The sequence below is a fragment of the Kocuria kalidii genome (assembly GCF_044462225.1).
Lineage (GTDB): Bacteria > Actinomycetota > Actinomycetes > Actinomycetales > Micrococcaceae > Kocuria > Kocuria kalidii.
This window is the reverse complement of the sequence record NZ_JBISWJ010000022.1, coordinates 11,986-36,122: the sequence shown is the minus strand read 5'-3', so window position 1 is coordinate 36,122 and position 24,137 is coordinate 11,986. Positions and strand designations below refer to the sequence as shown.

The window sequence follows — 24,137 nt, the reverse complement described above, 5'->3', positions numbered from 1 at the left end:
CGGCGGGCGGACCCCGGGTTCAGCCGAGGTGCTGGACGTACCGGTGGAGGAAGGCCGCCATCACGTCGCGGCTGGTGCCCGCGCCGGGCCGGTAGGTGCCGTCGTTCCAGCCCTTGGAGATGCCGGTGGTGTGCAGCCAGGCCATCTCCCGGTAGAAGCCCTGCCCGGCCGAGACGTCGGCGAACGGTGACACCCGCGGCGGCGTGTAGGCGGGCGAGCCGGCCAGGCGGTAGAAGAACGCCGCCATCTGGTCCCGGGCGACCTTCTGGCCGGGCTTGAAGTAGCGCGTGCCGCCGTCGGACCAGCCGGTCGAGATGCCCCTGGCGTGCAGCCACGACATCTCCTTGTAGAAGACGTGGGTCGTGGGCACGTCGGCGAACGGGGACACCCGCGGCGGCGTGTGGGCGGGGGAGCCGGCCAGACGGTACAGGGCGGCGGCCACCTGGGAGCGGGACATCTCCTGGGTGGGGCGGAACGTGCCGTCGGACCAGCCGCGCAGCACGCCCCGGTCCTTGACCCACGCGATCTGGGTGGCGAAGGCGTGGGAGGCCACGACGTCCTTGAACGGACCCGGGGCCACGGGGGCGGCGGAGCTCCCGTGCGTCCGCAGGGCCGCCGCGAACAGGGCGTCGTGGTCGTAGGCGTGGTGGTCGACGCCCGCGGGGACCTGGAGGCTGGTGCGGGTGAAGCCCTGGGCCGCGTAGCTCGCCTGCCCGCCCCGGGCGGCGGCCAGGGCCGACCAGCTCGGGGGCTGCGTGGCGCCGGCGACGTCGTCCGCGCCGGTGACCCACTGGATCGGCAGGGACTTCACGGCCGCGGACGGAGCGGTCTGCATCCCCCGAGCGCCGCCGCCGCCGATCACCACCGCGCCGCCGCCCCGGATCCAGTTCTGCCGGTCGGCCAGCACCTCCTTGGTGATGAACTGCGCGCCGCCGGAGTAGCCGGTCAGCCACACCCTGCCGGTGTCCAGGCCGTAGCGCTGGACGAGGTGGCCGGACAGGGCGCGGAACCAGTCCCCGTTGGCGTCGATGCTCTCCCACCAGGTGCGGCTGCCGTAGCGGTCCGGGGAGAGGGGCACGACCAGGACCATGTTGCGCGCGGCCGCGTGCCGGGCCATGTCGCGCACCACCGACCCCGTCGGCCGCTGGGCCCAGTACTGGCCGTCGCCGTCGAAGTAGAACGCCACGCCCACCGGCTTCGAGCGGTCGATGCCGTCGGCGTACAGGTTGTAGGTGGAGCTCAGCCCGTTCGGCGCGGTGAAGTCGCGGGTGAACCCGGTGCTCGGCGTCTCCGCGGCCGCGGCGGGCGCGGTGCCCAGGGCGAGGGACGAGAGGGACAGGGACAGGACGGCGGCGAGCGCACCGAGGGGCCGTGAGGCCGTGCGGAACCGCCGCGCGATGTGGGGGGTCATAGCGCGTTCCGTTCTGGGAGGCACCGGGGGAGGTGCCGGGGGGAACCGGTGTCGGCTCCAGCCCGGAGACGCACCAGCTGTCCACCAACCAGTGGACATTGCATATGTAAACAGATGGAAGTCCGTCCTGACCAGGGGGTCCGGGACATCGACGACATATGGCGCGGTGGTCTGGACGAACGTCCACGCGGGCCGTCCGTGCGCCCGGCCCGGGGCATCCCGTGCCCCGGGCGTCCGGGGGCCGCACGGGGCGTGGTGCCGGGCCGCCGCGGCGCCCGGGCGGGGCGAGGTCCTACGCTGGACCCGGACCGTCCCGCCCGAACCAGGAGTGCCCCGTGTTCAGCCACCCGAGCGCCGACCGCCCCGGCCCCTCCGAGCCCCTCGTGCCGGGGGAGCCCGCCCTGGACGACCGGTGGCGGGCGGCGACGGCCGGCTGGCGCCCGTCCTCGATCCGCTCCGCGCACCCGGACCGCGTCCGGGCCTGGGTCCGCCACGCCTGGGAGGGCCTCGACGGCCCGGCCTCCACCTCCGGGGAGGGCGGTGACCCGAGGGGCGACGACGAGGTCGGTCGACGGGTGCTCGACCTCATGACCGTCGCCGCACTGTTCGCCCTCCAGGAGCGCTTCCTGGCCGTCGCCGCCGGTGAGCCGGCACCGGCTGAGGTGCCCGACCCCCGCCGGGACGGCGCCCCCCTGGACGACGTCGAGGTCCTGGCGGTCGTGCAACGGACGTGGGAGGTCGACCCGGCGGAGCTGGGGGCCGAGGGGTTCTCGGCGGAGCTCTCCGGCTTCCTGCAGGACCACCTGGAGGAGCTGGCCGAGGAGGTCCGTGAGCGACTGGTGGGCCGGCGCGGCCCCACGCAGGTGTTCGCCGAGCTGTGGAGCCTCGACCACGTGGACGAGCTCGAGCCGGCCGCGGAACAGGACGGGGCGCCGCCGTTCCCGCTCTCCACGGACGACGTCGCGTGGATCGTCAGCGGCGTCCCCGGTCCGGAGAAGCACACGGCCTGGGAGTGGCTCGCCCGCTGAGCCCGGGAGGCGCTGCCGCGGCGGCCGTCCCGCTCGTCCCCTCGGCTCCGCCGTCCCCCTCGGCTCCTTCGGCCGCCGCGGCCGCAGGACCGGGGCGGGTGCCGGGGCCGCGGAGGAATAAGCGCGCCGGGGGACAAGTTTTATGGATGCATCCACAAAATCGGCGACCAGGAGATCCGCATGACCATCCAGCTCGGCCTCAACACCTTCGGCGACCTCTACCCCGGGCCCGACGGGCAGATGCTCGGCGCGGCACAGGTGATCCGCAACGTCGTGGCCGAGGCGGTGCTGGCCGACCAGGTGGGCCTGGACTTCTTCGGCATCGGGGAGCACCACCGGGAGGACTTCGCGGTCTCCTCGCCCGAGACGGTGCTCGCCGGGATCGCCACGGTCACCGACCGGATCCGCCTGGGCTCCGCCGTGACGGTGCTCAGCTCCGACGACCCGGTGCGCGTCTACCAGCGCTTCGCCACCGTGGACGCCCTCTCCTCCGGCCGCGCCGACGTCATCCTGGGCCGCGGCTCCTTCACCGAGTCCTTCCCGCTGTTCGGCTACCCGCTCGACGAGTACGAGGCGCTGTTCGAGGAGAAGCTGGAGCTGTTCGACCGGTTGCGCACCGAGGGCCGGATCGACTGGCAGGGCCGCCTGCGCGCACCGATCCGGGGGCTGGAGGTGCACCCCAAGACCGAGGCCGGCGCACTGCGCACGTGGATCGCCGTGGGCGGCTCCCCCAACTCGGTGGTGCGCGCCGCGCACTACGGGATGCCCGTCATCTTCGCGATCATCGGCGGCAGCCCGGCCGCCTTCGCGCCCTTCGCCGACTACTACCGCCAGGCCCTCGGGCACCTCGGCAAGGAGGCGCAGCCGGTGGCCTTCCACTCCCCGGGCTACGTGGCGGAGACCGACGAGCAGGCCCGCGAGGAGTTCTTCCCGCACCAGGCCTACACCCACGACAGGATCGGCCGGGAGCGCGGCTGGGGCCCGCTCACCCGCTCGGAGTTCGACGCGATGTGCGGACCGGAGGGCGCCTACTTCGTGGGCTCTCCGGAGACGGTCGCCCGCAAGATCGTGCGCTCCTCGGCGGCGCTGGGCGCCTCCCGCTTCGACCTCAAGTACGCGGTGGGCACCCTGGACCACGCCCGGATGATGCGCAGCATCGAGCTGTACGGCACCGAGGTGCGCCGCTGCGTCGAGGACATGGCCGCCGACCTGCCCGAGGGCGCCACCGCGTAGCACCCGTCCCGGACGGCGGCGCCGGGAGGCTCAGGAGCTGCTCGTCAGCGCGTCGTGGGGCAGGGCGACCAGGACCGTGGTGCCCACGCCCGGGCGCGACCGGATCTCGAGGGCGGCCCCCGCGGCGTCGGCGATGTCCCGCATGATGCGCAGTCCCAGGTGGCCCTCCGGCGAGCCGCGGGAGCCGTCGAAGCCGGTGCCGTCGTCGCTGACCGACAGCACCGTGGCCCCGTGCTCCACGCCGAGGTGCAGGGTCACCGTGGACGCGTGGGCGTGCTTGGAGATGTTGGCGAGGGCCTCCCGCGCCACCTTCAGGAACATCGCCTCCTGCTCCGGCGTGAGGAGCACGGCGGGGTCGACCTGCACGCTCGTGTCGATCCCCCGCTGGGCGAGCGGGTCCGCCAGGCGCGCCATGGCCTGCGCCAGGCCGAGGGTCAGCAGGTCGGGCGAGTAGAGCGCCGTGGTGATCCCGCGCAGGGTGCGCAGGCTGCCCTGCAGGATCGAGCGGGTCCGGCCGAGCATCCCGCGCTGCTCGACAGGAGCGGTCATCTCCTGGGCCTCCAGGGCGTAGGAGAGCCCGGCGAGGTCCTGGATCACGTCGTCGTGCAGGTCGCGGGCCACCCGGACCCGCTCGAGCTCGGCCGCGTCCACGGCGTGCTGGAGCAGCTGGGCCCGCGCCTGCCGGTGCGCCTGGATCCGACGCGCCAGCCCCACCGCGGGGGCGAGCTGCGCCAGCTGGAGCAGCACCATGATCAGCAGGATCGCCGGGGCCATGCCCATGAGCACCGAGCGCTGCTCCTGCTGCACGATCGCGTCGTCGTAGTACGCCTCGAAGACGAGCTGCTCGCCGTTGGCCGGCACGAGGCCCACGTAGACCTCGACCAGCCGGCCGGCCCCGACCTCGTGGGCGTTCTCGGTGCCCTCCTGGTGCTCGACCGCGGCGACGCCCTCGCCCCGGGCGAGCAGGGCGCTGTCCCAGGACACCGGGCCGAAGTTCTGGCCGATGAGCTCGTGCTCGTCGGAGTAGACGATCGTGCCGTCCTGGTCCCAGATCTTGATGCGGTGGATGGTCCCGTCGTCCAGCCAGGGCTGCAGCCGCACGTCCAGCTGCGCCGTGGCGGCCGCCCCGCCCGCCAGGAGGTCGTCGGTGATCAGCGGGGCGACGGCGTAGTGGGCGAGCCGCTGGGTGATCCGCAGGACCTGGTCCACGGCGTGCTCCTCGGCGACGGCGCGGATCCACCACGAGGCGGGCAGCGCGGCGACGAGCAGCACCACCAGTCCCGCCAGCAGGAACCGCCGGACCGCCGACCGCACCTCCGACCGGTCGGACGCGGGGGGCGGGGCGGCGGGCGGCCAGGCCGGAAGGAGGTCGGCGGGCGGCGGCGCGGTGCGGTCCGGGCGCGGGAGCACGCGTCTCACCGGTGCTCCGCGAGCAGTCCGAGCCGAGCCGCCGCCGCGACCGCCTCCAGCTGGGAGTGCGCGTCCAGCTTGGCGAGGATGGCCTTCACGTAGCCGCGGCAGGTGTTCGGCGTGATGCTGAGCAGCCGGGCGTTCTGGCCCACGCTGTGCCCCTGGGCCATGAGTCGCAGCACCTGCATCTCCCGCTGGGTCAGCACGGGCGCGGCCGCCGCCGGACGGCGGCCCGGGGCCGCCGCGGTCAGCAGGGACGGGTGGACGGACATCGTGCCGCAGCGGGCGCTGCGGATGGTCTCGAGCAGCGTGGCGAGCGAGCCGTCCTTGGGCAGGAAGGCGCACACCCCGGTGTCCGCCGCGGCCTCCAGGACGTGCTGCGCCGGGTCGCCGGTCAGCATCACGATGCGCGTCCGCGGCAGCTCCGCGAGGATGCGCGCCGAGGCCGTCACGCCGTCGCCGCCGGCGAGGTGGTAGTCCATGACCACGACGTCGGGGCGCAGCGCCCGGCAGAGGCGGACGCTGGAGTCCACGTCCTTCGCCACCCCGATGCTGCGCAGGTCCGCTTCCTGGCTCAGCGCGCCGGTCAGCAGCTCCGCGAACGTCGTGTGGTCGTCGACCACCAGTATCGAGGTGCGCGGATCGCACTCCTCACCCTGTCCGTCGGCCATCTCGGACCAGCCCCCCGGCATCCCCTGAACTACGTACCGGTAGTATGCCGATCGCGAATTCGCAGTACCAAACGGGCGGATGTAGCCACTTCGGGGGTTGACAAGGGGATTCGCCCTCTGGGGCCTTCGCGCGTGCGGTCGCATGGGGCTCCGCTCTATGCCGCGACGCCCAGGGAGCGCCCCAGGAAGGCCTGGAGGACCAGGGCCGCCTGCTCGCGCGCCGGCGGTGACTGCGCGCCGGGGATCCAGTCCGTGTCGCCGAGCTGGCCGTGGAGCACGAGCAGGGCCGAGAGGAGCTGTCCCAGCTCGCCACCGGCCGCGGCGGTGCTGCGCAGCATGCGCGCGTGCGCCGCCTGCACGGCGCCCGCCGGTGCGCACCCCAGCTCCTGGTCCAGGACCCTGCGGCACCGGTCGTAGGCCTGCAGCCCCTCGACCGGGCGGCCGGAGCGCTCGAGCCCGAGCACCAGCACCGTCCACGCGCGTTCGTGCAGCGGGTCCTCCTCGAGCGCCGTGCGAGCGTGCTGCACCGCCTCCCCGTGCCGGTCCAGCTCCAGGGCCGTCTCGGCCGCCGAGACCCGGGCCTCGAGCACCCGGGCGGCGTGCAGCTCCCGCTGCCGCTCCACCCACTCGCAGCGCAGCTCGTTCTCCAGCAGCGGCGCCACGGCCAGGTCGAGGGCGGCGCACCACAGCGGATACGCCCGGTCGGCGGGGCGGTGGCGGGCCTGCTCCACCAGCAGCTCGAAGCGGTGCACGTCGAGGTCCACCGCGGACCCGTCCATCACGTACCCGCCGTTGGCGGTGCGCAGCGGTCCGCTCCGGCCGGCTCCGGGCTGCAGGCCGCGGCGCAGCACGCTGACGTAGCTCTCGAGGTTCTGCAGGGCGGCGGCCGGTGGCCGGTCCCCCCAGAGCAGCTCGATCAGCCGGTCCTTGGACACCGGTGTGCCCAGCCGCAGCAGCAGGACCTCCAGGATCTGCCGCTGCTTGGGCCCGCCGAGCTCCTTCGGCGTCACGGTGCGATCCCCCCGGTGCACCTCGAGCGGTCCGAGGACGCGGACGCACAGCCGTGCGTCCTGTCCACCTGTCCTTCCCCCACGAACTGTCGTTCCCACGGGTCCCCCTTCCCGAAAGTGAACACCAGTGTGTCTGTGCGAAAGGGAAAGGATCAGCCCCGTCCGTGGGGGTGCAGACCTCCCCAAAACTGGGGGGTCGCGCGCAGCGGGCGCCGGGGTCCGGGACGGGTGCCTCCCGTCGTCGTGCGGGAACCCCGACACCTTCGCGCACGGGCAACGTTTTCCCAAGGTCGGCTTTCCATCGTGCTGGCATGACCACTTCTGCCACGCCCACCGCCGTCGGCTCTGCCCGCGCCGCTGCCGGCTCCGCCGGTGCGGACCGTCCCGGGGGCCGGGTCCGCCGGCGCCGGCTGCTCCCGGTGGTCTTCCTGCTGGGACTCGGCGGCGTCCTCGGGGGTGCCGTGCTGGCCCCGGAGGAGGCGCCGGGCGCTCCGCTGGGGGCGGTGGCCCCGGTGCCCGGGGGGCTCGCCCGCATCAACGGCGTCCTGCCGGAGGGCGACGCGGTCCCCGGTGCAGGGGACGAGGAGGCCGGGGACGGCACCCACCGGGTGCGGGTGCTGCTCGAGCTCACCGCGCTCGAGCCGGGCGGGATCGACTTCCGGGCGGACGACTGGGTGGTGGAGCGCCTCGGCGGGGGCGAGTCCCCCGTCCTGCAGGCGTCCGTCGCCGAGCAGTCGGTTCCGCAGGGGGACGTCCTCCTGGCCGAGCTCCTCCTCGAGGTCCCCGACCGGGCGCTGGAGCTGACCCTCGACGGAGCCGGCGACGCCCGCCTGTCCCTGGGCTCCGACCACCACCGCGGAGGTGGTCCCCGGTGACGGCCCCCGCGCGGCCGTCCGCCGGAACGCACCCCCACCCGGTGTCCCGGGAACCCGGGACACCGCCCCTGAGCCCGCTCGAAGGAGAAGCCCGATGACCGTCACCCGAAGAAACGTCCTGCTGCTCGGAGGCCTGGGCGTCGTGGGCGCCGGCTCGCTCATGGTCCCCACGCGGTCCGTGGACGCGAAGTCCGCGAGCCGGCTCGACGAGGACGAGATGCCCCGGCCCTTCCGGACCCCGTTCGTCCAGGCTCCGGTGCTGCAGCCGCTCGCGCGGACGACCGACCCGGCCGACGGGGCGCCGGTGCACCACTACGTGGTCACCGAGCGGGCCGCCGACGCCCAGATCCTGCCCCGCGCCGGGCTCACCACGCCGATCCTGGGCTACAACGGGATCTTCCCCGGCCCCACCATCAGTCTCGACCGGGGGACGAAGGCGGTGCTCCGCGTGCGCAACCAGCTGCCTCCGACGCACGCCCTGGACGGGCACGTCCTGTCCACCTCGACCCACCTGCACGGGTCCGCGTCCCTGCCGCAGTACGACGGCTACGCCAACGACGTCACGAACCCCGGCTTCTACAAGGACTACTACTACCCCAACTTCCAGCCGGCGCGGACGCTCTGGTACCACGACCACGGCGTGCACTACACGGCGCTCAACGCCTACTCCGGCCTCGCCGCGCAGTACCACATGCACGACCCGCTCGAGCGGGAGCTGCTGCCCCAGGGCCGGTACGACGTGGCCGTCACCGTCTCCGACGCGATGTTCGCGGAGGACGGCTCGCTGGGCTACGACGACAACAGCCACTCGGGGCTGTGGGGCGACGTCGTGCTCGTCAACGGGCGGCCGTGGCCCGTCATGAAGGTGCAGAAGCGCGTCTACCGGTTCCGGGTGCTCAACGCCTGCATCTCCCGGTCGCTGCGCCCCACGCTGAGCACGGGAGATCCGATCGCGATCGTCGCGACCGACGGCGGCCTGATGCCGAGCACCCAGTTCGTGAACAACTACCGCCACGCCGGGGCGGAGCGCTACGAACTGCTCATCGACTTCCGCAGGTACCGCACCGGGCAGCGGATCGAGCTGCGCAACCTCTCCAACGACAACAACGTGGACTACGACCACACCCACCAGATCATGGCGTTCGACGTCGTCGACGAGCCCGTGGACACCTCCGACCCGACCTGGAACCGGATCCCGGCCCAGCTGGAGCCGCGCAACGAGGTGATGGCCCTGACGACCGGGCAGTCGACGCGGACCCGGCACTTCGAGCTGGACCGCAGCAACGGCATGTGGGTGATCAACGACGTCATCTGGCAGGACGTCGTCGCCAGCGGCTTCCGGAAGGTCGCGGCCGAGATGGACGTGGACGCCGTGGAGATCTGGGAGTTCGAGAACAACTCGGGCGGGTGGTACCACCCCCTGCACATCCACCTCGTCGACTTCCAGATCCTCAGCCGCAACGGCAGGGCCCCGTTCAACTACGAGCGCGGGCCGAAGGACGTCGTCTACGTGGGCGAGGGGGAGACCGTCCGGCTGCTCATGAAGTTCGGCCCGCACAAGGGCCGGTACATGATCCACTGCCACAACCTCTCCCACGAGGACCACGACATGATGGTCCAGTTCCGGGTGGGCCTCAAGGAGGACGATCCCGATCCCTGCGACCCGATGACGGCGGCGCCGGCGACGTGGGACGACGGATCGGCTCCCCTGCCCGCGCCGGGCCCGTCGCCCACGTCCTCCCCGAGTCCGACGGCGTCGCCCACGCCCTCCTCGTCGCCGAGCCCGACGACGACGCCCGCGCCGTCACCCAGTCCGACGGCGACGCCCACGCCGTCGCCGACGGCCAGCACCGCTCCGGCGCCCTCCCCGAGCCCGTCGCCCACCCGGACCCGGGGCAAGAGGTCCGGCGGGGGCCGGCAGAAGCCCAAGTGAGTGCGGCGGCCGCCGGGGCCGCCCGGCGCGCCCGCACCGGGCGGGCCGGAACCGCCGCGGCGCTGCTGGCCGTCGCGTCCGTCGTCGCCCTCCGGCTGTGGGCGGTCGAGCCCCTCGTCGTCGTCTCCGACAGCATGGAGCCGACCTTGCCCGAGGGCGGCCTGGTGCTGCTCCTGCGGAGCGGCTCCCCGGAGGGGCGGGCCGTGCCGGGGTCCCTGGTGGTCTTCGCGGACCCCGGGGACGGCCACAGCACCGTGAAGCGGGTCGTGGCCGCCGGGGGGCAGACCGTGGCCATCGAGGACTCCGTCCTGGTCGTCGACGGGACCCCCGTCGACGAGCCGTTCGTCGACCACAGCCGGATCGACGGCACGTGGTTCGGCCCGGTCGCCGTGCCGCCGGGGCACGTCTTCGTCCTGGGCGACAACCGGTCCCCGTCCGTGGACTCCCGCGACTACGGCAGCGTCCCCGCCTCTGCGGTCGAGGCCACGGTCCTCCTGCCGCCGGGGCCGTGACGTCCCCGGGCCCCGGTCCAAGGCTTTTCCAACCCCCGCTCTCTTCACTGGCATTCACTGATGCGAACACCAGGCCCGTCGCACCGGGCCGCGCCGGAAGGAACCACCATGAATCCCTCGGACACCGCGTCCGCCGTGGCCGCCACGACGAGCGGATCAGCTCTCTCGCGCCGGGGCGTCCTCGCCGGGCTGGCCGCCGGGCTCGTCGCCCTGCCGGCCGTGGACGCCCCGGTCCACGCGGCGCCGCGGAGGCCGGCCCCCGCCGGCGCGGTCCTCTCGGGCGGCGGCGGCCACGGGTCGGCCCACCTGCGGGGTGCCGACATCGCGGTGACCGCCGGCCGCAGGAAGGAGGGGCGGTTCGGGGTCATGTTCCCCAAGCTGTCCGGCTTCGCGCCCGAGGACGCCCTGCTGGAGGACCTCGCGCACCGGATGATCGACCGGACGCCGCCGCTGAGCGACGTGTCCCTGAGCAACGACGGCTTCGACAACCCCGACATGCCCGCGGGCTTCGTCTACCTGGGCCAGTTCATCGACCACGACATGACCCTCGACCTGACCCCGCTGTCGCAGCAGCAGGTCGACCCGAAGGGCCTGACCAACTTCGACACGCCCTACTTCGACCTCGGCTCCGTCTACGGGCGGGGGCCGGCGGCCGACCCGCAGCTCTACGACCCGGCGGACCCGCGGAGGATGCGCATCGGGAGCACGCCCGACGGCCTGGCGGACCTGCCGCGCCGCGCGGACGGGACGGCGATGATCGGGGACCACCGCAACGACGAGAACCTCATCGTCTGCCAGCTGCACCTGGCCTTCCTGCACCTGCACAACCGGTTCGTGGACTCCGGGGCGTCCTTCGAGGAGGCCCGGCGGCTGACCCGCTGGCACTTCCAGTGGCTGATCGTGCACGACTTCCTGCCCCACGTCGTCGGCCGGCCCCTGGTCGAGAGCATGCTGCGGACCGACCGGCGGGGGGCCGTGACCGTGGACCGGCGGTTCTACAGGCCGGGGAACCCCCACCGGCCGATGATGCCCATCGAGTACTCCATGGGGGCCTACCGGTTCGGGCACAGCATGGTCCGTGCCGAGTACGAGATGCACGACGAGGTGACCATCCCGTTCTTCGGCGTCCCGGGGCACGACCTGCGGGGCTCCCGACCGATCCCCGCGATCGCGCGGGCCGACTGGAACTACTTCTTCGAGATCCCCGGCATGAGCGACCCGGACGACCGCAACATGGCCCGGCTCATCGACACGAAGCTCGCGCTGCCGCTGTCCGAGCTCCCGCCGACCGTGGTCAAGCACGCCGACGGCGCCATCCTCAACCTGGCTCAGCGCAACCTGCTGCGCGGCAAGCGGCTCGGCCTGCCGGCCGGCCAGGACGTCGCCCGGGCCATGGGGGTGACGCCCATCCCCAACGACCGGCTCGGGCTGACGGAGAGCGGCTGGAACGGCAGGGCCCCGCTGTGGTTCTACGTGCTGAAGGAGGCCGAGCTGCTGGGCGGGCGGACGCTGGGACCGGTGGGGGGACGGATCGTCGCCGAGGTGATCCTGGGCGTCCTCGCCCTGGACCGCTCGTCGTTCCTCAACGCGCCCACCGGGTGGACCCCCGGAAGCCCGTCCTTCGCCTGCGGGGACCTCCTGCGCATGGCCGGGGTCGTCCAGGAGGGGGTCGGCACGGGGGAGGACGAGCTCCCCGAGGCCGAGGGCCTCGAGAGTGAGCCGACCGAGGACGAGCACGCCGAGGACGAGCACGCCGACGGCGGGATCGACGAGGGGTAGACCGTCGGGGGCCGAGCCGGCCGAGGGTACGGGCGTCCCGCTGTCCTCCGGCGGCGCGGGCGGCGTGCCCGGCCGTTCCCGGGCGGGACGGGCTGAGTCCTCCGGGTCGATGAGTCCCCGGGTCGACGAGTACACGGCAGCGTGTACCGTTGGTGCATGACCTCGGTGACCCCCACCCACGCCGCCGCCCTGACCCGGCTGGGCCACGCCCTCTCGGAGGGCGTCCGCACCCGGATCCTGCTGAGCCTGCGCGAGGCGCCGGCCCGTCCCTCGGACCTGGCCGGCGCCCTGGGCGTGTCCAAGCAGGTGGTGTCCAACCAGCTCGCGTGCCTGCGCGGCTGCGGCCTCGTCGAGGCCACCCGGGAGGGGCGCGGCACCTGGTACCGGCTGGCCGACCCCCGTCTGGGCGGCGCCCTGGGAGACCTGCTGGACCTGGTGGTCACCGTGGACCCCGTCTGCTGCTCCCCGGAAGGCTGCACCTGCGCATGAGCTCCATCTCCCTGGGACCCGAGCCCCTGACCGCCGCCCGGCGGGCCGTCCTGCACCGGAGGGTGCGGTGGATCGTGGCCGGCACCATCACCTACAACGTGGTCGAGGCGGTCGTCGCCCTGACCGCCGGCGCCATCGCCTCCTCCTCGGCGCTGATCGGCTTCGGCCTGGACTCCGTCGTCGAGGTGCTGTCCGCGGCCGCGGTGGCCTGGCAGTTCGCCGCCCCCGACCCGCAGCACCGGGAACGGGTGACCATGCGGGTGATCGCCTTCTCCTTCTTCGGCCTGGCGGCCTTCGTCACCGTCGACGCGCTGCGCGCCCTGCTGGGGGCCGCCGAGCCGGAGCACTCCCCGGTGGGGATCGGGCTGGCGGCGGTGAGTCTGGTGGTCATGCCGCTGCTGTCCTGGTTCGAGCGCCGCACCGGCCGGGAGCTGGGCTCCGCCTCCGCGGTGGCCGACTCCAAGCAGACCCTGCTGTGCACCTATCTCTCGGCCGTGCTGCTGGTGGGCCTGGTCCTCAACAGCACCCTGGGCTGGACCTGGGCCGACCCGGTGGCCGCACTGGTCATCGCCGGCATCGCGGCCAAGGAGGGTCTGGAGGCGTGGCGCGGGGACGCCTGCTGCACCCCGGTGGCAGTGCTCACCGGCGAGGACGAGGACGGCGGCAGGTGCACCGACGGATGCGGCGCCGGCTGCTCCTGCTGCAGTCACTGATCCTCGTCCGCCCGGGCCGCACCGACCGCCTGGAGGCATCGCACGCAGACGCTCCGGCCGGTCGGCGTGCCGTGCGGGGAGCGCCGGGGGCGCACAGGGGCCGGCCCGTGCGCCGAGGGGGTCGGAGCACGGGCCGGCCGCAGGGGGTCGCGGACTCAGCCGCTCACCGGGTGCCGACCACCCCCCTGGCCTCTCCGCCGCGCGTGGACTGCACGAGCACGTCGGCGACGCGATCCCGCGGGCCGGGCTTGGCCCGGTACTCCCAGTTGCCGAGGGAGTCCACGGGCGCGGAGCCGATCTTGACGGTTGCGCCCGCGACCGTGCCGTAGATGTTCACCGACGAGGCCGGGTTCAGCAGGGACGGGGCGCCGGGGACGAGCGCCGTGCCGGTGAGCCGCAGCTCCTTGCCGACCCGGTGCCGGGAGGCCGCTGCGACGGTCACCACGTCGTCGCTCCTCAGCGTGGCCGTCGCAGGGGCGCTCTTGTTGCCGGCGGTGTCCGTGACCACCAGCTGGAGCACCGGGTCCGCGTCCGGCGCCGTGGGTGCCGTGGCGCTGGTCTTGGTGAAGAACGGCACGGTGACCTTGGGCTTCGCCACGTCCGTCCGGTCGAAGGTGACCGCGGGACCGCTGACCTGGGACCACTCGTAGCTGACGGCGCCGGCGTTGTCCGCCGAGCCGCTGCCGTCCAGCTCGGTGGCGATGCCGCGGGCCACCGAGGCCGTCGGCTCGGCGATGGCAGCGGTCGGGTCGACGGTGTCTCCGTCCGCCGGGACGCCGGGGTCGGTGCCCGTGCCGCCATCGGTCTCGGTGACAGGACCGGGGTTCTCCCCTTCCGGGGGCGCGGGAACCGCGGCCGGCGACGCCTCGCCGCCGGTGACGACGACCGGGACGGTGGCCTTGCTCGTACCGGTCGAGACGGTGACGCTGACCGGAGGAGCAACGGTGTCGAAGGACCCCTGATGGGTGCCGTCGGCCCCGGCCACCATGTCCCCGAAGCCGTCGACCTCGGCGGTCGCCGACGTCGTCCTCGCCACGACGGTCAGCTTCGTGCCGTCGTACGTGGCGGAGGTGGGGATGGAGACATCGCTCACGCTCACCGTGCTGGTGCTCCGCGGGTCGTCGGTGAGGTTCGTGACGGTCACCTCGCTCGGTGCGGCCCCGTCGACCTTGATGCGGGCATAGGCGAGCTCGGAGGTCCCCGGAGCCTTCTCCATGGGAGTGGTCGGGATGTTCTGCCCCGCCACCTCGAGACTGTCACCGCGGCTGGTCGCGAAGACGTCGAGGTAGGTGCCGGTGGTGTCCGAGCTGACGACGGCCTCCTGGGCCGTCACCCCCGTGTTCGTGGCGATCTTGCCTTGGACCGTGAACAGGTCGGTCGTCGCGGAGACGGCCTCACCGGTCTGCGCGTTCGTGCCGGAGACCGAGAACGTGGTCCGAAGACCTCCCACGATCGTGTGCGGCACATCCGGGTTGCCGAGGTAGCCCTCGGGGGCACCGGTGTCCCACTTCAGGAACGGGCCCAGATTGCTGCCCAGCGGTGTCTCGAAGTTGCCGACGGCGGGAGAGATGTCCTCCACGAGCTTGGCGTTGCCCTCGGCGTCGGTGTCGACCTCGATGGTTCCGTAGGGGTGCGGGAAGGAGAGCGTGCTGTTGGCCGGCCCGTCCTTGACCACGAGGCGCTGCCGGGCGAACACCATCTGATCCCCCGGCACCACTTCGTTGGCGAAGGCGGCTTCCAGCCCGAGCGTGAGAACCGCGCTTCCGCCGCCGGGGAGGTCCAGCTCGGAGCCGGCCAGCATGTAGAAGATCTCGTGGGGGAAGTTGCCCGGCAGCGCCAGCGGCTGCTCCGGGTCGAAGCCCTCCTCCGGAGCCAGGCCGCACAGCGGATTCCTGCCGTCGTCGCACAGCTCCAGGCGTGTTCCGGTCGCGTCCTCGTACCAGGCCGGGAAACCGTACTTGCTGTTCACCGGGCCGACGGCCGTCAACTGGCCCGGATTCTTCTCGGTGACCTTGGTGGCGGCGACCGCCGCGCTGACGCCCGTGGCGCCCAGCACCAGGGCGACGGACGCTGCCAGACCCCGCCGGAAGCGAGGTCGTCGTGGTGGGTCCCGCAGCAGTTCCCGGGGACCGGCTGACATGCTCATGGTGACTCCTCATAGAGCGATGGTGATGACATCGCCAATATGTGGATCGCCTCTTGGAAAAACCCTGGTGCACGTGCGATCGGCGTCGGAGTCGCGGCCGGTGGGGGTGCGTCCGGTGCCGCGACGCAGGACGTCACATCCGGCCGGTGGCTACGTCCTGGCGCTCAGCCCCGCAGCCGGGCCACGGCGTCCTCCTGCGTCAGGACGTCCTGGCGCTTCGCGTCCCCGAGGAAGGAGAGCAGCGCCCGGGACAGCTCCGAGTTCTCGGAGGCGACCGCGTCCCGCGCCACGGCGACCCGGAAGTCGTGCGCGAAGGCGTCCATCGCGGTCTGGGCCACGCAGGTGTGCGTCGAGATCCCGCAGATCACGAGGTGCTCCACGCGGAGGTTGCGCAGCCGGGCCGCGAGGTCCGTGTCGAAGAACGCGCTGTCCCGGGTCTTCACCATTCCCGTGCCGCCCTCGGTGTCGAGGCCGGCGACGTACTGCGACTGCTCCGTGCCGGGAAAGGCGAAGCCCTGGTCGTCGTCGTGCATGTTGACGGTCCACGTGGAGCGGTCCCGCTCGTGCTGGGTGCGGATCAGCAGGATCGGGCCGCCGCCGTCGCGCGCCGCCCGGATCAGCTCGTTGACCTTCTCCGTCACGGCGTCCCGCTGCTCCTCGAGCTCGGCGAACTCGAAGTACGAGTTCTGCATGTCGACGACGAGCAGGGCGGTGCGCCCCTGCGCCGGGTGCTGCGTCATGGCGTCCTCTCCGGTGGGGGGAGATCCCGAGGGAGCTCCCGGAAACACTCGTCCGATCAGTGAACTTACTACCCGAGCAGCGGGGAACTCCACCCGTCCGCGCTCCGGTAGCCTGAGGCCCATGGCCTATCACGCGGAGGCCCTCGAGCTCGAGGGCAAGGAGATCCTGACCTGGGAGCGCTTCGGCGAGGCGACCCAGGAGCTGGCCCGGAGCGTCGTGGACAGCGGCTTCCTGCCGGACATCATCATCGCCGTGGCCCGCGGCGGCCTGCTCCCGGCGGGCGCCCTGTCCTACGCGATGGGCGTCAAGCTCTCCGACGCGATCAACGTGGAGTTCTACACCGACGTGCACCAGACCCTCCCGGACCCCGTGCTGCTCGCCCCGATGCTGGACACCGAGTCCATCGCGGGGCGCAGGCTGCTCGTCGTCGACGACGTGGCCGACTCCGGCCGGACCCTGGCCCTCGTGCTCGAGCTGCTGCGCGGGCTGGGCGCCGAGGCCCGCTCCGCCGTCATCTACGGCAAGCCCCGCTCCGTGGTCCGCCCCGACTTCATGTGGAAGGCCACCGACGACTGGATCGTCTTCCCGTGGTCGGCCGCCCCGCCGCTCACCGCCGCGCCGTAGCCGCGTCCCGGGTCGCGCGGACGGCGCGGCCGCGCCCCGTTCAGCGCAGGGCGGCGCGCACCCCCGGCCGGCCGGCCACGACGAGCCACACGACGTTGACCGCCACCAGGACGGTGGTGCTCAGCCCGGGCAGCAGGTGCCCGCCCAGCAGGAACACGGCCAGGTCGAACACGTCGCCCAGCACGGCCAGTGAGCAGAAGACGAGGCCGAGGACCCAGCCCCACTGCATCTGCTCGCGCAGCGGGAACCAGACGAGCGCGTAGAGCGCCGCCGTCAGCACCACGCCGAGCAGCATCACGGCCGCGGCCAGACCGCCCCCGGGGATGCCCGGGATCCGGACCACGTGCTCCAGCCCGGGCAGCGTGCTGGGCCCCGCGACCGCCTGCACGGCGGTGTCCGCCACGCTGACCGCGAGCGAGAGCAGTGTCAGCCGGAGCAGCAGCCGCAGCTGCCCGGTCATCGGGGGCCGGGGCGGGCCCGTCCCGGGACCCGGCCCGCCGGGGCCCGCCGGGGGCCGCCCGCCGCCCGGCCGGTACGGGCCGCCGGGACCGGCGGGACCGGCGGGACCGTGCGGGGTCTGGCTCATGGCCGGTGCCTCCTGGGGCGTGCGAGGTGTGCTCACCGCCGAACCTACCGTCCCCGGCTCCGCCCGGCACGGGTTCCCGGGGAGCTGTCCGGGCGGACGGCCCCGTGCGACGCGCGTCACCCGGGGTAGGCTGGCTCGGTAGGCACCGACGGCGCGACCGCTCGTCGGTCGTGCGCGCATCCGCCCCGACCGACCAGCCAGGAGCAGCCGAGACATGACGACGCAGCACGACCGCCCCGACGCCCTCGACCGCCACCCCGCGGGGGTGATCGACGCGCCGCTCCGTGCGGACGTCCGCCGCCTCACCACCCTGCTGGGGGAGACCCTCGCCCGCCAGCGCGGCCAGGAGCTGCTGGAGCTGGTCGAGCGGGTCCGCGGGCTCACCAAGGACGCCAAGGCCTCGGGGGACGACGACGCCGCGGCCGAGGTCCGCGAGCTGCTCGGCTCCCTGCCCCTCGACCGGGCGACGGACCTGGTGCGGGCCTTCGCCCACTACTTCCACCTGGCCAACGCGGCGGAGCAGGTCCACCGCGTGCGCGTGCTCGGCCGCCGCCCCGAGGACGAGGGCTGGCTCGCCGCGGCCGTGACCGACGTCGTGGCCGAGGCCGGTCCCGACGCCCTGCGGGAGGCGGTGGGCAGCCTCGACGTCCGGCCGGTGTTCACCGCGCACCCCACCGAGGCGTCCCGCCGCTCCGTGCTGACCAAGATCCGGCACCTCTCCGACGTCCTGGCCCGAGAGACGCCCGAGGACTCCGCCGCGCGCCGCCACCAGGACCGCCGTCTCGCCGAGCTGATCGAGCTCCTCTGGCAGACCGACGAGCTGCGCCAGAACCGCCCCACCCCGATCGACGAGGCCCGCAACGCTCTGTACTACCTGCGGGAGGTCCTCACCGAGACGATGCCCGTGCTGCTCGCGGACCTCGAGGACCAGCTCTCGCAGCACGACGTGCACCTGCCGGCCGGCCCTCCGCCGCTGCGCTTCGGGTCCTGGATCGGCGGCGACCGGGACGGGAACCCCAACGTCACCCCGGAGATGACCCGCCGGGTCCTGCAGCTGCAGGGACAGGCGGCCGTCGACATCGCCCTGAGCTTCCTGGACGTGCTGGTCTCCCGGCTGTCCCCGTCCACCGCGATCGTCGAGGTCGACCCGGAGCTGCGCGCGTCCGTCGAGGAGGACGTGGCCCACCTGCCCGGCCTCGATCCGCGGGTGCTGGAGCTCAACGCCCAGGAGCCCTACCGGCTCAAGCTCACCTGCATCAAGGCCAAGCTGATCAACACCCGCCGCCGGTTCGGGGAGGAGACCGACCACGAGCCGGGACGGGACTACCTGACCACCGCCGAGCTCGTGGCCGACCTCGACGTGGTGGCCCGCTCGCTGCGCCACAACGCCGGCGCGCTCGCCGCCGACGGCTCCCTGGCCGCGGCGACCCGCACCATCGCGGGCTTCGGCCTGGGCCTCGCCACCCTGGACGTCCGCGAGCACGCCGACGCCCACCACGAGGCCGTGGGACAGCTGCTCGACCGGCTCGGCGAGCTCGGGCAGCCCTACGCCGACATGGACCGCGCCACCCGGGCCGGGGTGCTCTCCGGGGAGCTGGCCGGCCGCCGGCCCCTCGCCCCGCCGGGGCTGTCCACGGGTGCCGTGCACCTGGACGGCGACGCGGACCGGACCTTCGCCGTGTTCCGGGAGATCGCCCGGGCCCAGGAGACCTACGGCGCGGAGGTCGTCGAGACCTACATCGTGTCCATGACCCGCGCCGCGGACGACATCCTCGCCCCCGTGATCCTGGCCCGCGAGGCCGGGCTGGTGGACCTCACCGGCGAGCAGGACCGTGCGACCCTCGGCTTCGCCCCGCTGCTGGAGACCGTGCAGGAGCTGCGCCGCTCCGCGGAGGTCATCGACGAGCTGCTCTCCGACCCGGCCTACCGGCGGGTCGTGGCCGCGCGCGGGGACGTCCAGGAGGTCATGCTCGGCTACTCCGACTCCAACAAGGAGTCCGGGGTGATGACCAGCCGCTGGGAGATCCACCGGACGGAGCGACGGCTGCGCGACGTCGCCGCCCGGCACGGGGTGCGGCTGCGGCTCTTCCACGGCCGCGGCGGGTCCGTGGGCCGCGGCGGCGGGCCCACCCACGACGCGATCCTGGCCCAGCCCAGCGGCGTCCTGGCCGGTGAGATCAAGTTCACCGAGCAGGGCGAGGTGATCAGCGACAAGTTCTCCCTCCCCGCGCTGGCCCGCGAGAACCTGGAGCTGTCCCTCGCCGCCGTGCTGCGCGCCACCGCCCTGCACCAGGACCCGCGCTCCACCGAGGAGGAGCTGGACCGCTGGGGCGAGGTCATGGACGTGGTCAGCGACGCCGCCTTCGCCGCCTACCAGGACCTGGTCGAGGACCCCGACCTGCCGGAGTACTTCCTGTCCGCCACCCCGGTGGAGCAGCTGGGGGCGCTGAACATCGGCTCCCGTCCGGCCAAGCGGCCGTCGTCGGACAAGGGCCTGTCCGGGCTGCGGGCCATCCCCTGGGTCTTCGGCTGGACGCAGTCCCGCCAGATCGTGCCGGGCTGGTTCGGCGTGGGGTCGGGCCTGCGCGCCGCCCGCGAGGCGGGACGGGAGGACGATCTGCGCGCCATGCTGGAGCGCTGGCACTTCTTCCGCTCCGTGATCTCCAACGTGGAGATGACCGTGGCGAAGACCGACCTGGAGATCGCCGCCCACTACGTCCGGGCGCTCGTGCCCGAGCGGCTCCAGCACGTGTTCGAGGTGATCCGCCGCGAGTACGAGCTCACCCTCGACGAGCTCGCCCGGCTCACCGGGCAGGCGGAGCTGCTGGACGGCAACCCCACCCTGAAGCAGACGCTCGAGGTGCGGGACCAGTACCTGGATCCCATCTCCTACCTGCAGGTCGAGCTGCTGCGCCGGATCCGGGAGGCGGACGCCGCGGACCAGGAGGTCGACGAGGGACTGCAGCGGGCCCTGCTGATCACCATCAACGGGGTGGCCGCCGGCCTGCGCAACACCGGCTGAGCCGGCCGGAGGGGCCCCGCCGGAACCGTCGAGCACGCCGGGGCCCGCCGGCGGCCACCCCGGTCGCGCAGCCGGCGCCGGCGGTGCACGGCCGGGCCGTCGGTGCTGCCCGCGCAGGAGCGTGTCGCCGGCACGGCCCGACGCTCCTGCCGTCCTCCGCCGGGGCTCAGGTCGCGTCGCGGACGTCGAGCTCGTCCAGGACCTCCTGGAGCCGGTCGGCGGTGCAGGGGTGCGGGCCGTCGGGTGCCTCGAGGTACTCGCGGTCCAGCTGGCGGCAGATCCGCGAGTGCAGCACCTGCAGCTCGTCCATGCTCAGTGCCCCGAGGGCGGCGGGGAACGCCTCGGCCGGGCCCAGGCAGGAGCAGGGCTCGACGCGGGGTGCCGGGTCGCGGGACGGATCGGTGCCGTGCTGGGTGACGGCGGTGGGTGCGCTCATGGCCATGTCCTCTGCGGGAAGGAGACCGCACCTGCTGGGCAGGTGACGGCCCGGGAAAACGGACTGGCAGCCAGGGCCGGGAGCACGGGCCGGTGGCCGGGGCCGGGATGGGAGGGACGTCGTCCGTTCTGCCCACCTGTTCGGCGCAGGCACGGGCGGAGCGATCCGGTGCGGGCTGACAGCGGGGGTGCGCGGGACCAGGGCGCTGGGACGGCGGTCCGGGATTCCTCGGGGTGCGGCCGTCACGGGGAAGGCCGTGTATTCGACCTCGTCCCACCGTAAGCCAGACCCGCGGCGTTGACCATCCCTGTGTCGCCCCGCGCCGTGCACAGGACCTACCATGGAGCACGCCCTGGGGTGCAGGCCTTGCGGTCCCCGGTCCTCGTCGGACTGTCTGCGTCCGGCGTCCAGGAGGCACGCATGTCCCCGTCACGACCGGCGCGCGACGGCGACGACGGCCGTGAGCCCGAGCGCAGCGGCCTGGACGCCGAGATCGACGCGCTGATCAGCGACTACCGGGAGCTGCACAAGGACGATGCGCGGCTGCGCCGGATCGAGCGCACCGTCCACACCGGTCCCGTCGCCGACGACGGGACCGGCCGGAGGGCTCCGGCGGTCCACGAGCAGCAGATCGCCCCCGAGCTGCGGGACCAGGACGTCCGGCGGGTCGCCGCGGGGCTGCTGCGCACCGAGGCGGACATGCGGGCGTACGCGGCCCGCTTCGTCCAGCACAGCACCGAGCGGGACCCGGCGGGGAAGGACCTGGACCGCCAGGCGCACGCGCTGGACGCCGCGGGCACGCACTGGCTCCTCATGATCGGCCAGCACCGGGACCACGGGCTGGTCGCCTGCCGCTTCGTCCGCGAGCGGGGCATCCCGCACGCGAGGGTGGTGTCCTTCACCGCCGAACGGCTGCCGCTGCCGATCCTCGTCGTGGAGCTCGGCCCGGACGAGGGCGGCGCGCCTCCGCGCTGACCCCCGTGCGGCACCCTTCTCGTGCGGCGCCCCGCGCAGGGCCGGGGAATGCCCGGGACGCTCCGGCGGGGAGGTGTCAGGTCCGTCCCCGGGCGGCCAGCACCAGCTCCGTGAGGGCGCTGAGCAGCGGTCCCTCGACCCCCAGGGCGGACGCCTGCCCCAGCGCCCCCACGGGGTCCTGCCGGACCGCCTCGTGCACCCGCTCCTTGGTGTCGTAGCTGATCTGGGCGTCGTTGAGCAGGTCGAAGACGCGCTCGACAGGATCCGGGACGGCCACGGTGACCAGCCCCGGTGACCGGACCGCGATCCGCGCGCCGGGTGCGACGCCCTCCACGGTGACGGAGGTGCGGTGCCCGCGCCCGTCGTCCTCCTGCCGGGCGGCCCGGGCCGGCACGGCCTCCCCGTCCACCGTCAGGGCCAGCCCGGACAGCTCCGCGACGCCGACGAAGGTCAGGGTCCAGGTGCGCGCCGCCGGCAGGCAGTCCAGGTTGCCCTCCGCGGGGCCGGCCGTGAACTCGCCCGCCGTCGCGTCGAGGGCCAGCGGGGTCCGCGCCCAGCGGGCCGGGTCGAGGCCGTCGCCGCTGTCGTCGTCCTCGTCCAGCACGAACGTGTGCGAGGCGCCGGCCACCACGAGGACCTCCAGCTCGGCGGGATTGCCGGTGCCCGGCGCGGCGTCGTCGCCGGACCCGGCGAGGGGCACGATCGCACCCGCGCGGGCCAGGACGGGCACGTCGTCGAGGCCGCGGTGGAGCACGAGCTCCCGGCCGCCGTCGTAGACGCTGCCCGTGAACAGGTCCGTCCAGGTCCCCTCCGGCAGCCACACCGGCACCGCCGCGCGGGTCACCACGGGGTCCGCGGGGGTCGTGACCGGGGCGACCATCAGCTCGGCCCCGAACAGGTACTGGTGGGGGTACCGGTAGGCCTGCTCCGCCTCCGGGTGCTCGTGGTAGAGCGGCCGGACCACGGGCACGCCCTCGACCGCGGCGGCCCGGTTCGCGGTGTGCAGGTAGGGGACCAGACGGTGCCGCAGGCGCAGGCCGCGCTCCATGGCCTCCGCGTACGGGGAGCGGTAGCGCCAGGGCTCCTTGGCGATGAAGTCGTTGTCGCCCGAGTGCAGGCGCAGGATCGGCGAGAACACCCCGAACTGCAGCCAGCGGGTGGCCAGCTCGTCGTCGCGGGCGCCGAGGACGTGCCCGCCGATGTCGTGGCTCCACCAGCCGAAGCCCACGTTCGCCGCCGTCGCCGTGAAGTACGGCTGGAACGCCAGCGAGGCCCAGGAGATGACGGTGTCGCCCGAGAACCCCACGGGATAGCGGTGGCTGCCCGGCCCGGCGTAGCGGGAGAGCGTCAGCGGGCGGGACCCGTCCGCGCCCGCGTCCAGGAAGTGGTAGTGGTTGAGCACCCACAGGGGGTCCACGCCGGGCAGCCGGGAGTGCGGCCCCGACTGCCAGTCGACCCACCAGAAGTCCACCCCGTCCGCCTCCAGCCCGCGGTGCAGGACCTCGAAGTACGCGGCGACGAAGTCCCGGTCGGTGACGTCGAAGGCCACGGGCTCCTCCGTGTCCGGGGCCCGCCCCAGGGCCGCGAGCATCGCGGGGTGCGCGTCCTCGAACGAGCGCACCCCGTCGGCCGGGTGCAGGTTGAGCGTGACCCGGTAGCCGCGCTCGTGGGCCCACCCGAGGAAGCGCCGCGGGTCCGGGAAGAGGTCGCGGTTCCAGGTGTAGCCCGTCCAGCCCGAGCCGTGCCGGCGCTCCACGTGCTCGTCCGTGAGGTGCCAGTCCATGTCCACCACCAGCACGGAGAACGGCAGCCGGTGCCGGTCGAACCGGGCGGCCAGGCGCCGGTACTCGTCCTCGTCGTAGGCGTGGTAGCGGCTCCACCAGTTGCCGAGCGCCCAGCGGGGCAGGACGGGCTGCGGGCCCGAGAGGGCGTAGAGGTCCCGCAGCGCCTGCTGGTGGTCGAGACCCCAGCCGAAGAAGTAGAGGTCCACGGCGTCCTCCTCGGCGGTGCGCGGCGCGTACCAGCCGTCCTCCGTGAGCAGCACCGAGGCGGAGTCGTCGATCACCCCGAAGCCCTCGCGGGAGGTGATGCCCGGCTCGAGGGGGATGGGCCCGTCCGCCTCGTCCAGGGTGCGCGCGGTCCCACCCAGGGTGGGCGCCGGGGTGCCGTAGCGCCACACGCTGTGGTAGTTGGTCACCCCGCCGCGGATCTGGGCGGACAGGCCCGTCGGGCCGAAGGCCTGCTCGTCGTAGCTGAGGTGGATCCGCTCGGTGAGCAGCTCGATCCCGGCCGGCGTGCGCCGGACCCGGAACTCCGGCACCGGGAACCGGCGGTCGACGGCGAACGCGGACGGGCGGTCCTCGAAGCGGCCGGAGGGGCTGTACTCCAGGCGGAGCAGCCCCGGACTCAGCACGCTGATGCGGTAGTGCTCGCCGGCGACGACCGCACCCGGGTCGACGGTCCCGTTCCCGGTCGGCCGGAAGTGGGGAAGAGGCATGCCTCCAGCCTAGGGGCCGGAGGGAACAATCCCGGCGGGACCGCTG

20 protein-coding genes are annotated in these 24,137 nt (G+C 73.7%); 11 read left to right on the top strand and 9 right to left on the bottom strand.

Annotation, left to right across the window (positions count from 1 at the left end; translation table 11 throughout):
• Nucleotides 1–19: 19 nt before the first annotated feature.
• A complete protein-coding gene (locus ACH9D3_RS03255) occupies nt 20–1,411 on the bottom strand; it encodes an S-layer homology domain-containing protein (protein WP_396409835.1) in 1,392 nt (463 codons plus the stop codon).
• A 335-nt stretch (nt 1,412–1,746) separates the two neighbouring features.
• Between ACH9D3_RS03255 and ACH9D3_RS03250 the strand changes: the two genes are divergently transcribed.
• Both ACH9D3_RS03250 and ACH9D3_RS03245 read left to right on the top strand, forming a co-directional pair.
• Nucleotides 1,747–2,439, top strand: coding sequence for a hypothetical protein (locus ACH9D3_RS03250; protein WP_396409834.1), 693 nt, complete (start codon nt 1,747–1,749; stop codon nt 2,437–2,439).
• Between the two features lie 180 nt (nt 2,440–2,619).
• On the top strand, nt 2,620–3,672 hold the full coding sequence (locus tag ACH9D3_RS03245; RefSeq protein WP_396399738.1) for an LLM class flavin-dependent oxidoreductase: 1,053 nt from the start codon (nt 2,620–2,622) through the stop codon (nt 3,670–3,672).
• 30 nt (nt 3,673–3,702) lie between these two features.
• Here ACH9D3_RS03245 and ACH9D3_RS03240 read toward each other — a convergent pair whose 3' ends face one another.
• From ACH9D3_RS03240 to ACH9D3_RS03230, 3 genes are all read right to left on the bottom strand, one after another.
• Nucleotides 3,703–5,091 (bottom strand): ATP-binding protein, encoded by a 1,389-nt coding sequence (locus tag ACH9D3_RS03240; protein ID WP_396409833.1) that lies wholly within the window; start codon nt 5,089–5,091, stop codon nt 3,703–3,705.
• Nucleotides 5,088–5,753 carry a response regulator transcription factor gene (locus ACH9D3_RS03235; RefSeq protein WP_396399736.1) on the bottom strand — a complete coding sequence of 222 codons (666 nt, stop codon included), beginning with the start codon at nt 5,751–5,753 and terminating at the stop codon, nt 5,088–5,090. Before ACH9D3_RS03235 ends, ACH9D3_RS03240 begins: the two co-directional genes overlap by 4 nt.
• Before the next feature lie 155 nt (nt 5,754–5,908).
• Nucleotides 5,909–6,763 (bottom strand): AfsR/SARP family transcriptional regulator, encoded by an 855-nt coding sequence (locus tag ACH9D3_RS03230; RefSeq protein WP_396409832.1) that lies wholly within the window; start codon nt 6,761–6,763, stop codon nt 5,909–5,911.
• Nucleotides 6,764–7,074: 311 nt separating this feature from the next.
• Here ACH9D3_RS03230 and ACH9D3_RS03225 point away from each other — a divergent pair, with 311 nt between their 5' ends.
• The 6 genes from ACH9D3_RS03225 (at nt 7,075) to ACH9D3_RS03200 (ending at nt 13,064) form a co-directional block, all read left to right on the top strand.
• On the top strand, nt 7,075–7,638 hold the full coding sequence (locus tag ACH9D3_RS03225; protein ID WP_396409831.1) for a hypothetical protein: 564 nt from the start codon (nt 7,075–7,077) through the stop codon (nt 7,636–7,638).
• A gap of 94 nt (nt 7,639–7,732) precedes the next feature.
• Complete coding sequence (locus ACH9D3_RS03220) at nt 7,733–9,571, top strand: multicopper oxidase domain-containing protein (RefSeq protein ID WP_396409830.1); 1,839 nt, start codon at nt 7,733–7,735, stop codon at nt 9,569–9,571.
• The gene (lepB, locus tag ACH9D3_RS03215; protein ID WP_396409829.1) at nt 9,568–10,083 is read left to right on the top strand and encodes a signal peptidase I; all 516 of its coding nucleotides are present in this window, start codon (nt 9,568–9,570) and stop codon (nt 10,081–10,083) included. The genes ACH9D3_RS03220 and lepB overlap by 4 nt, the downstream gene beginning before the upstream one ends.
• Nucleotides 10,084–10,191: 108 nt before the next feature.
• The gene (locus tag ACH9D3_RS03210) at nt 10,192–11,862 is read left to right on the top strand and encodes a peroxidase family protein (RefSeq protein WP_396409828.1); all 1,671 of its coding nucleotides are present in this window, start codon (nt 10,192–10,194) and stop codon (nt 11,860–11,862) included.
• A 156-nt stretch (nt 11,863–12,018) separates the two neighbouring features.
• Complete coding sequence (locus ACH9D3_RS03205) at nt 12,019–12,351, top strand: metalloregulator ArsR/SmtB family transcription factor (protein WP_396409827.1); 333 nt, start codon at nt 12,019–12,021, stop codon at nt 12,349–12,351.
• On the top strand, nt 12,348–13,064 hold the full coding sequence (locus ACH9D3_RS03200; protein ID WP_396409826.1) for a cation transporter: 717 nt from the start codon (nt 12,348–12,350) through the stop codon (nt 13,062–13,064). Before ACH9D3_RS03205 ends, ACH9D3_RS03200 begins: the two co-directional genes overlap by 4 nt.
• Before the next feature lie 163 nt (nt 13,065–13,227).
• Here ACH9D3_RS03200 and ACH9D3_RS03195 read toward each other — a convergent pair whose 3' ends face one another.
• Both ACH9D3_RS03195 and ACH9D3_RS03190 read right to left on the bottom strand, forming a co-directional pair.
• Nucleotides 13,228–15,210 carry a hypothetical protein gene (locus tag ACH9D3_RS03195; protein ID WP_396409825.1) on the bottom strand — a complete coding sequence of 661 codons (1,983 nt, stop codon included), beginning with the start codon at nt 15,208–15,210 and terminating at the stop codon, nt 13,228–13,230.
• 164 nt (nt 15,211–15,374) lie between these two features.
• Complete coding sequence (locus tag ACH9D3_RS03190) at nt 15,375–15,950, bottom strand: isochorismatase family protein (protein ID WP_396409824.1); 576 nt, start codon at nt 15,948–15,950, stop codon at nt 15,375–15,377.
• A 121-nt stretch (nt 15,951–16,071) separates the two neighbouring features.
• Between ACH9D3_RS03190 and ACH9D3_RS03185 the strand changes: the two genes are divergently transcribed.
• Nucleotides 16,072–16,575, top strand: coding sequence for a phosphoribosyltransferase family protein (locus ACH9D3_RS03185; protein WP_396409823.1), 504 nt, complete (start codon nt 16,072–16,074; stop codon nt 16,573–16,575).
• A gap of 40 nt (nt 16,576–16,615) precedes the next feature.
• Here the strand turns inward: ACH9D3_RS03185 and ACH9D3_RS03180 are convergent, their stop codons facing one another.
• Entirely contained in the window at nt 16,616–17,161 is a 546-nt protein-coding gene (locus ACH9D3_RS03180; RefSeq protein WP_396399726.1) for a hypothetical protein, read from the bottom strand.
• A gap of 214 nt (nt 17,162–17,375) precedes the next feature.
• Here ACH9D3_RS03180 and ppc point away from each other — a divergent pair, with 214 nt between their 5' ends.
• Complete coding sequence (gene ppc, locus ACH9D3_RS03175) at nt 17,376–20,183, top strand: phosphoenolpyruvate carboxylase (protein WP_396399725.1); 2,808 nt, start codon at nt 17,376–17,378, stop codon at nt 20,181–20,183.
• Between the two features lie 166 nt (nt 20,184–20,349).
• Here the strand turns inward: ppc and ACH9D3_RS03170 are convergent, their stop codons facing one another.
• A complete protein-coding gene (locus tag ACH9D3_RS03170) occupies nt 20,350–20,619 on the bottom strand; it encodes a hypothetical protein (RefSeq protein ID WP_396399724.1) in 270 nt (89 codons plus the stop codon).
• 420 nt (nt 20,620–21,039) lie between these two features.
• Here ACH9D3_RS03170 and ACH9D3_RS03165 point away from each other — a divergent pair, with 420 nt between their 5' ends.
• Complete coding sequence (locus tag ACH9D3_RS03165; RefSeq protein WP_396399723.1) at nt 21,040–21,594, top strand: hypothetical protein; 555 nt, start codon at nt 21,040–21,042, stop codon at nt 21,592–21,594.
• Nucleotides 21,595–21,670: 76 nt separating this feature from the next.
• Here ACH9D3_RS03165 and ACH9D3_RS03160 read toward each other — a convergent pair whose 3' ends face one another.
• On the bottom strand, nt 21,671–24,091 hold the full coding sequence (locus ACH9D3_RS03160) for a glycoside hydrolase family 31 protein (RefSeq protein ID WP_396409822.1): 2,421 nt from the start codon (nt 24,089–24,091) through the stop codon (nt 21,671–21,673).
• Nucleotides 24,092–24,137 lie beyond the last annotated feature (46 nt).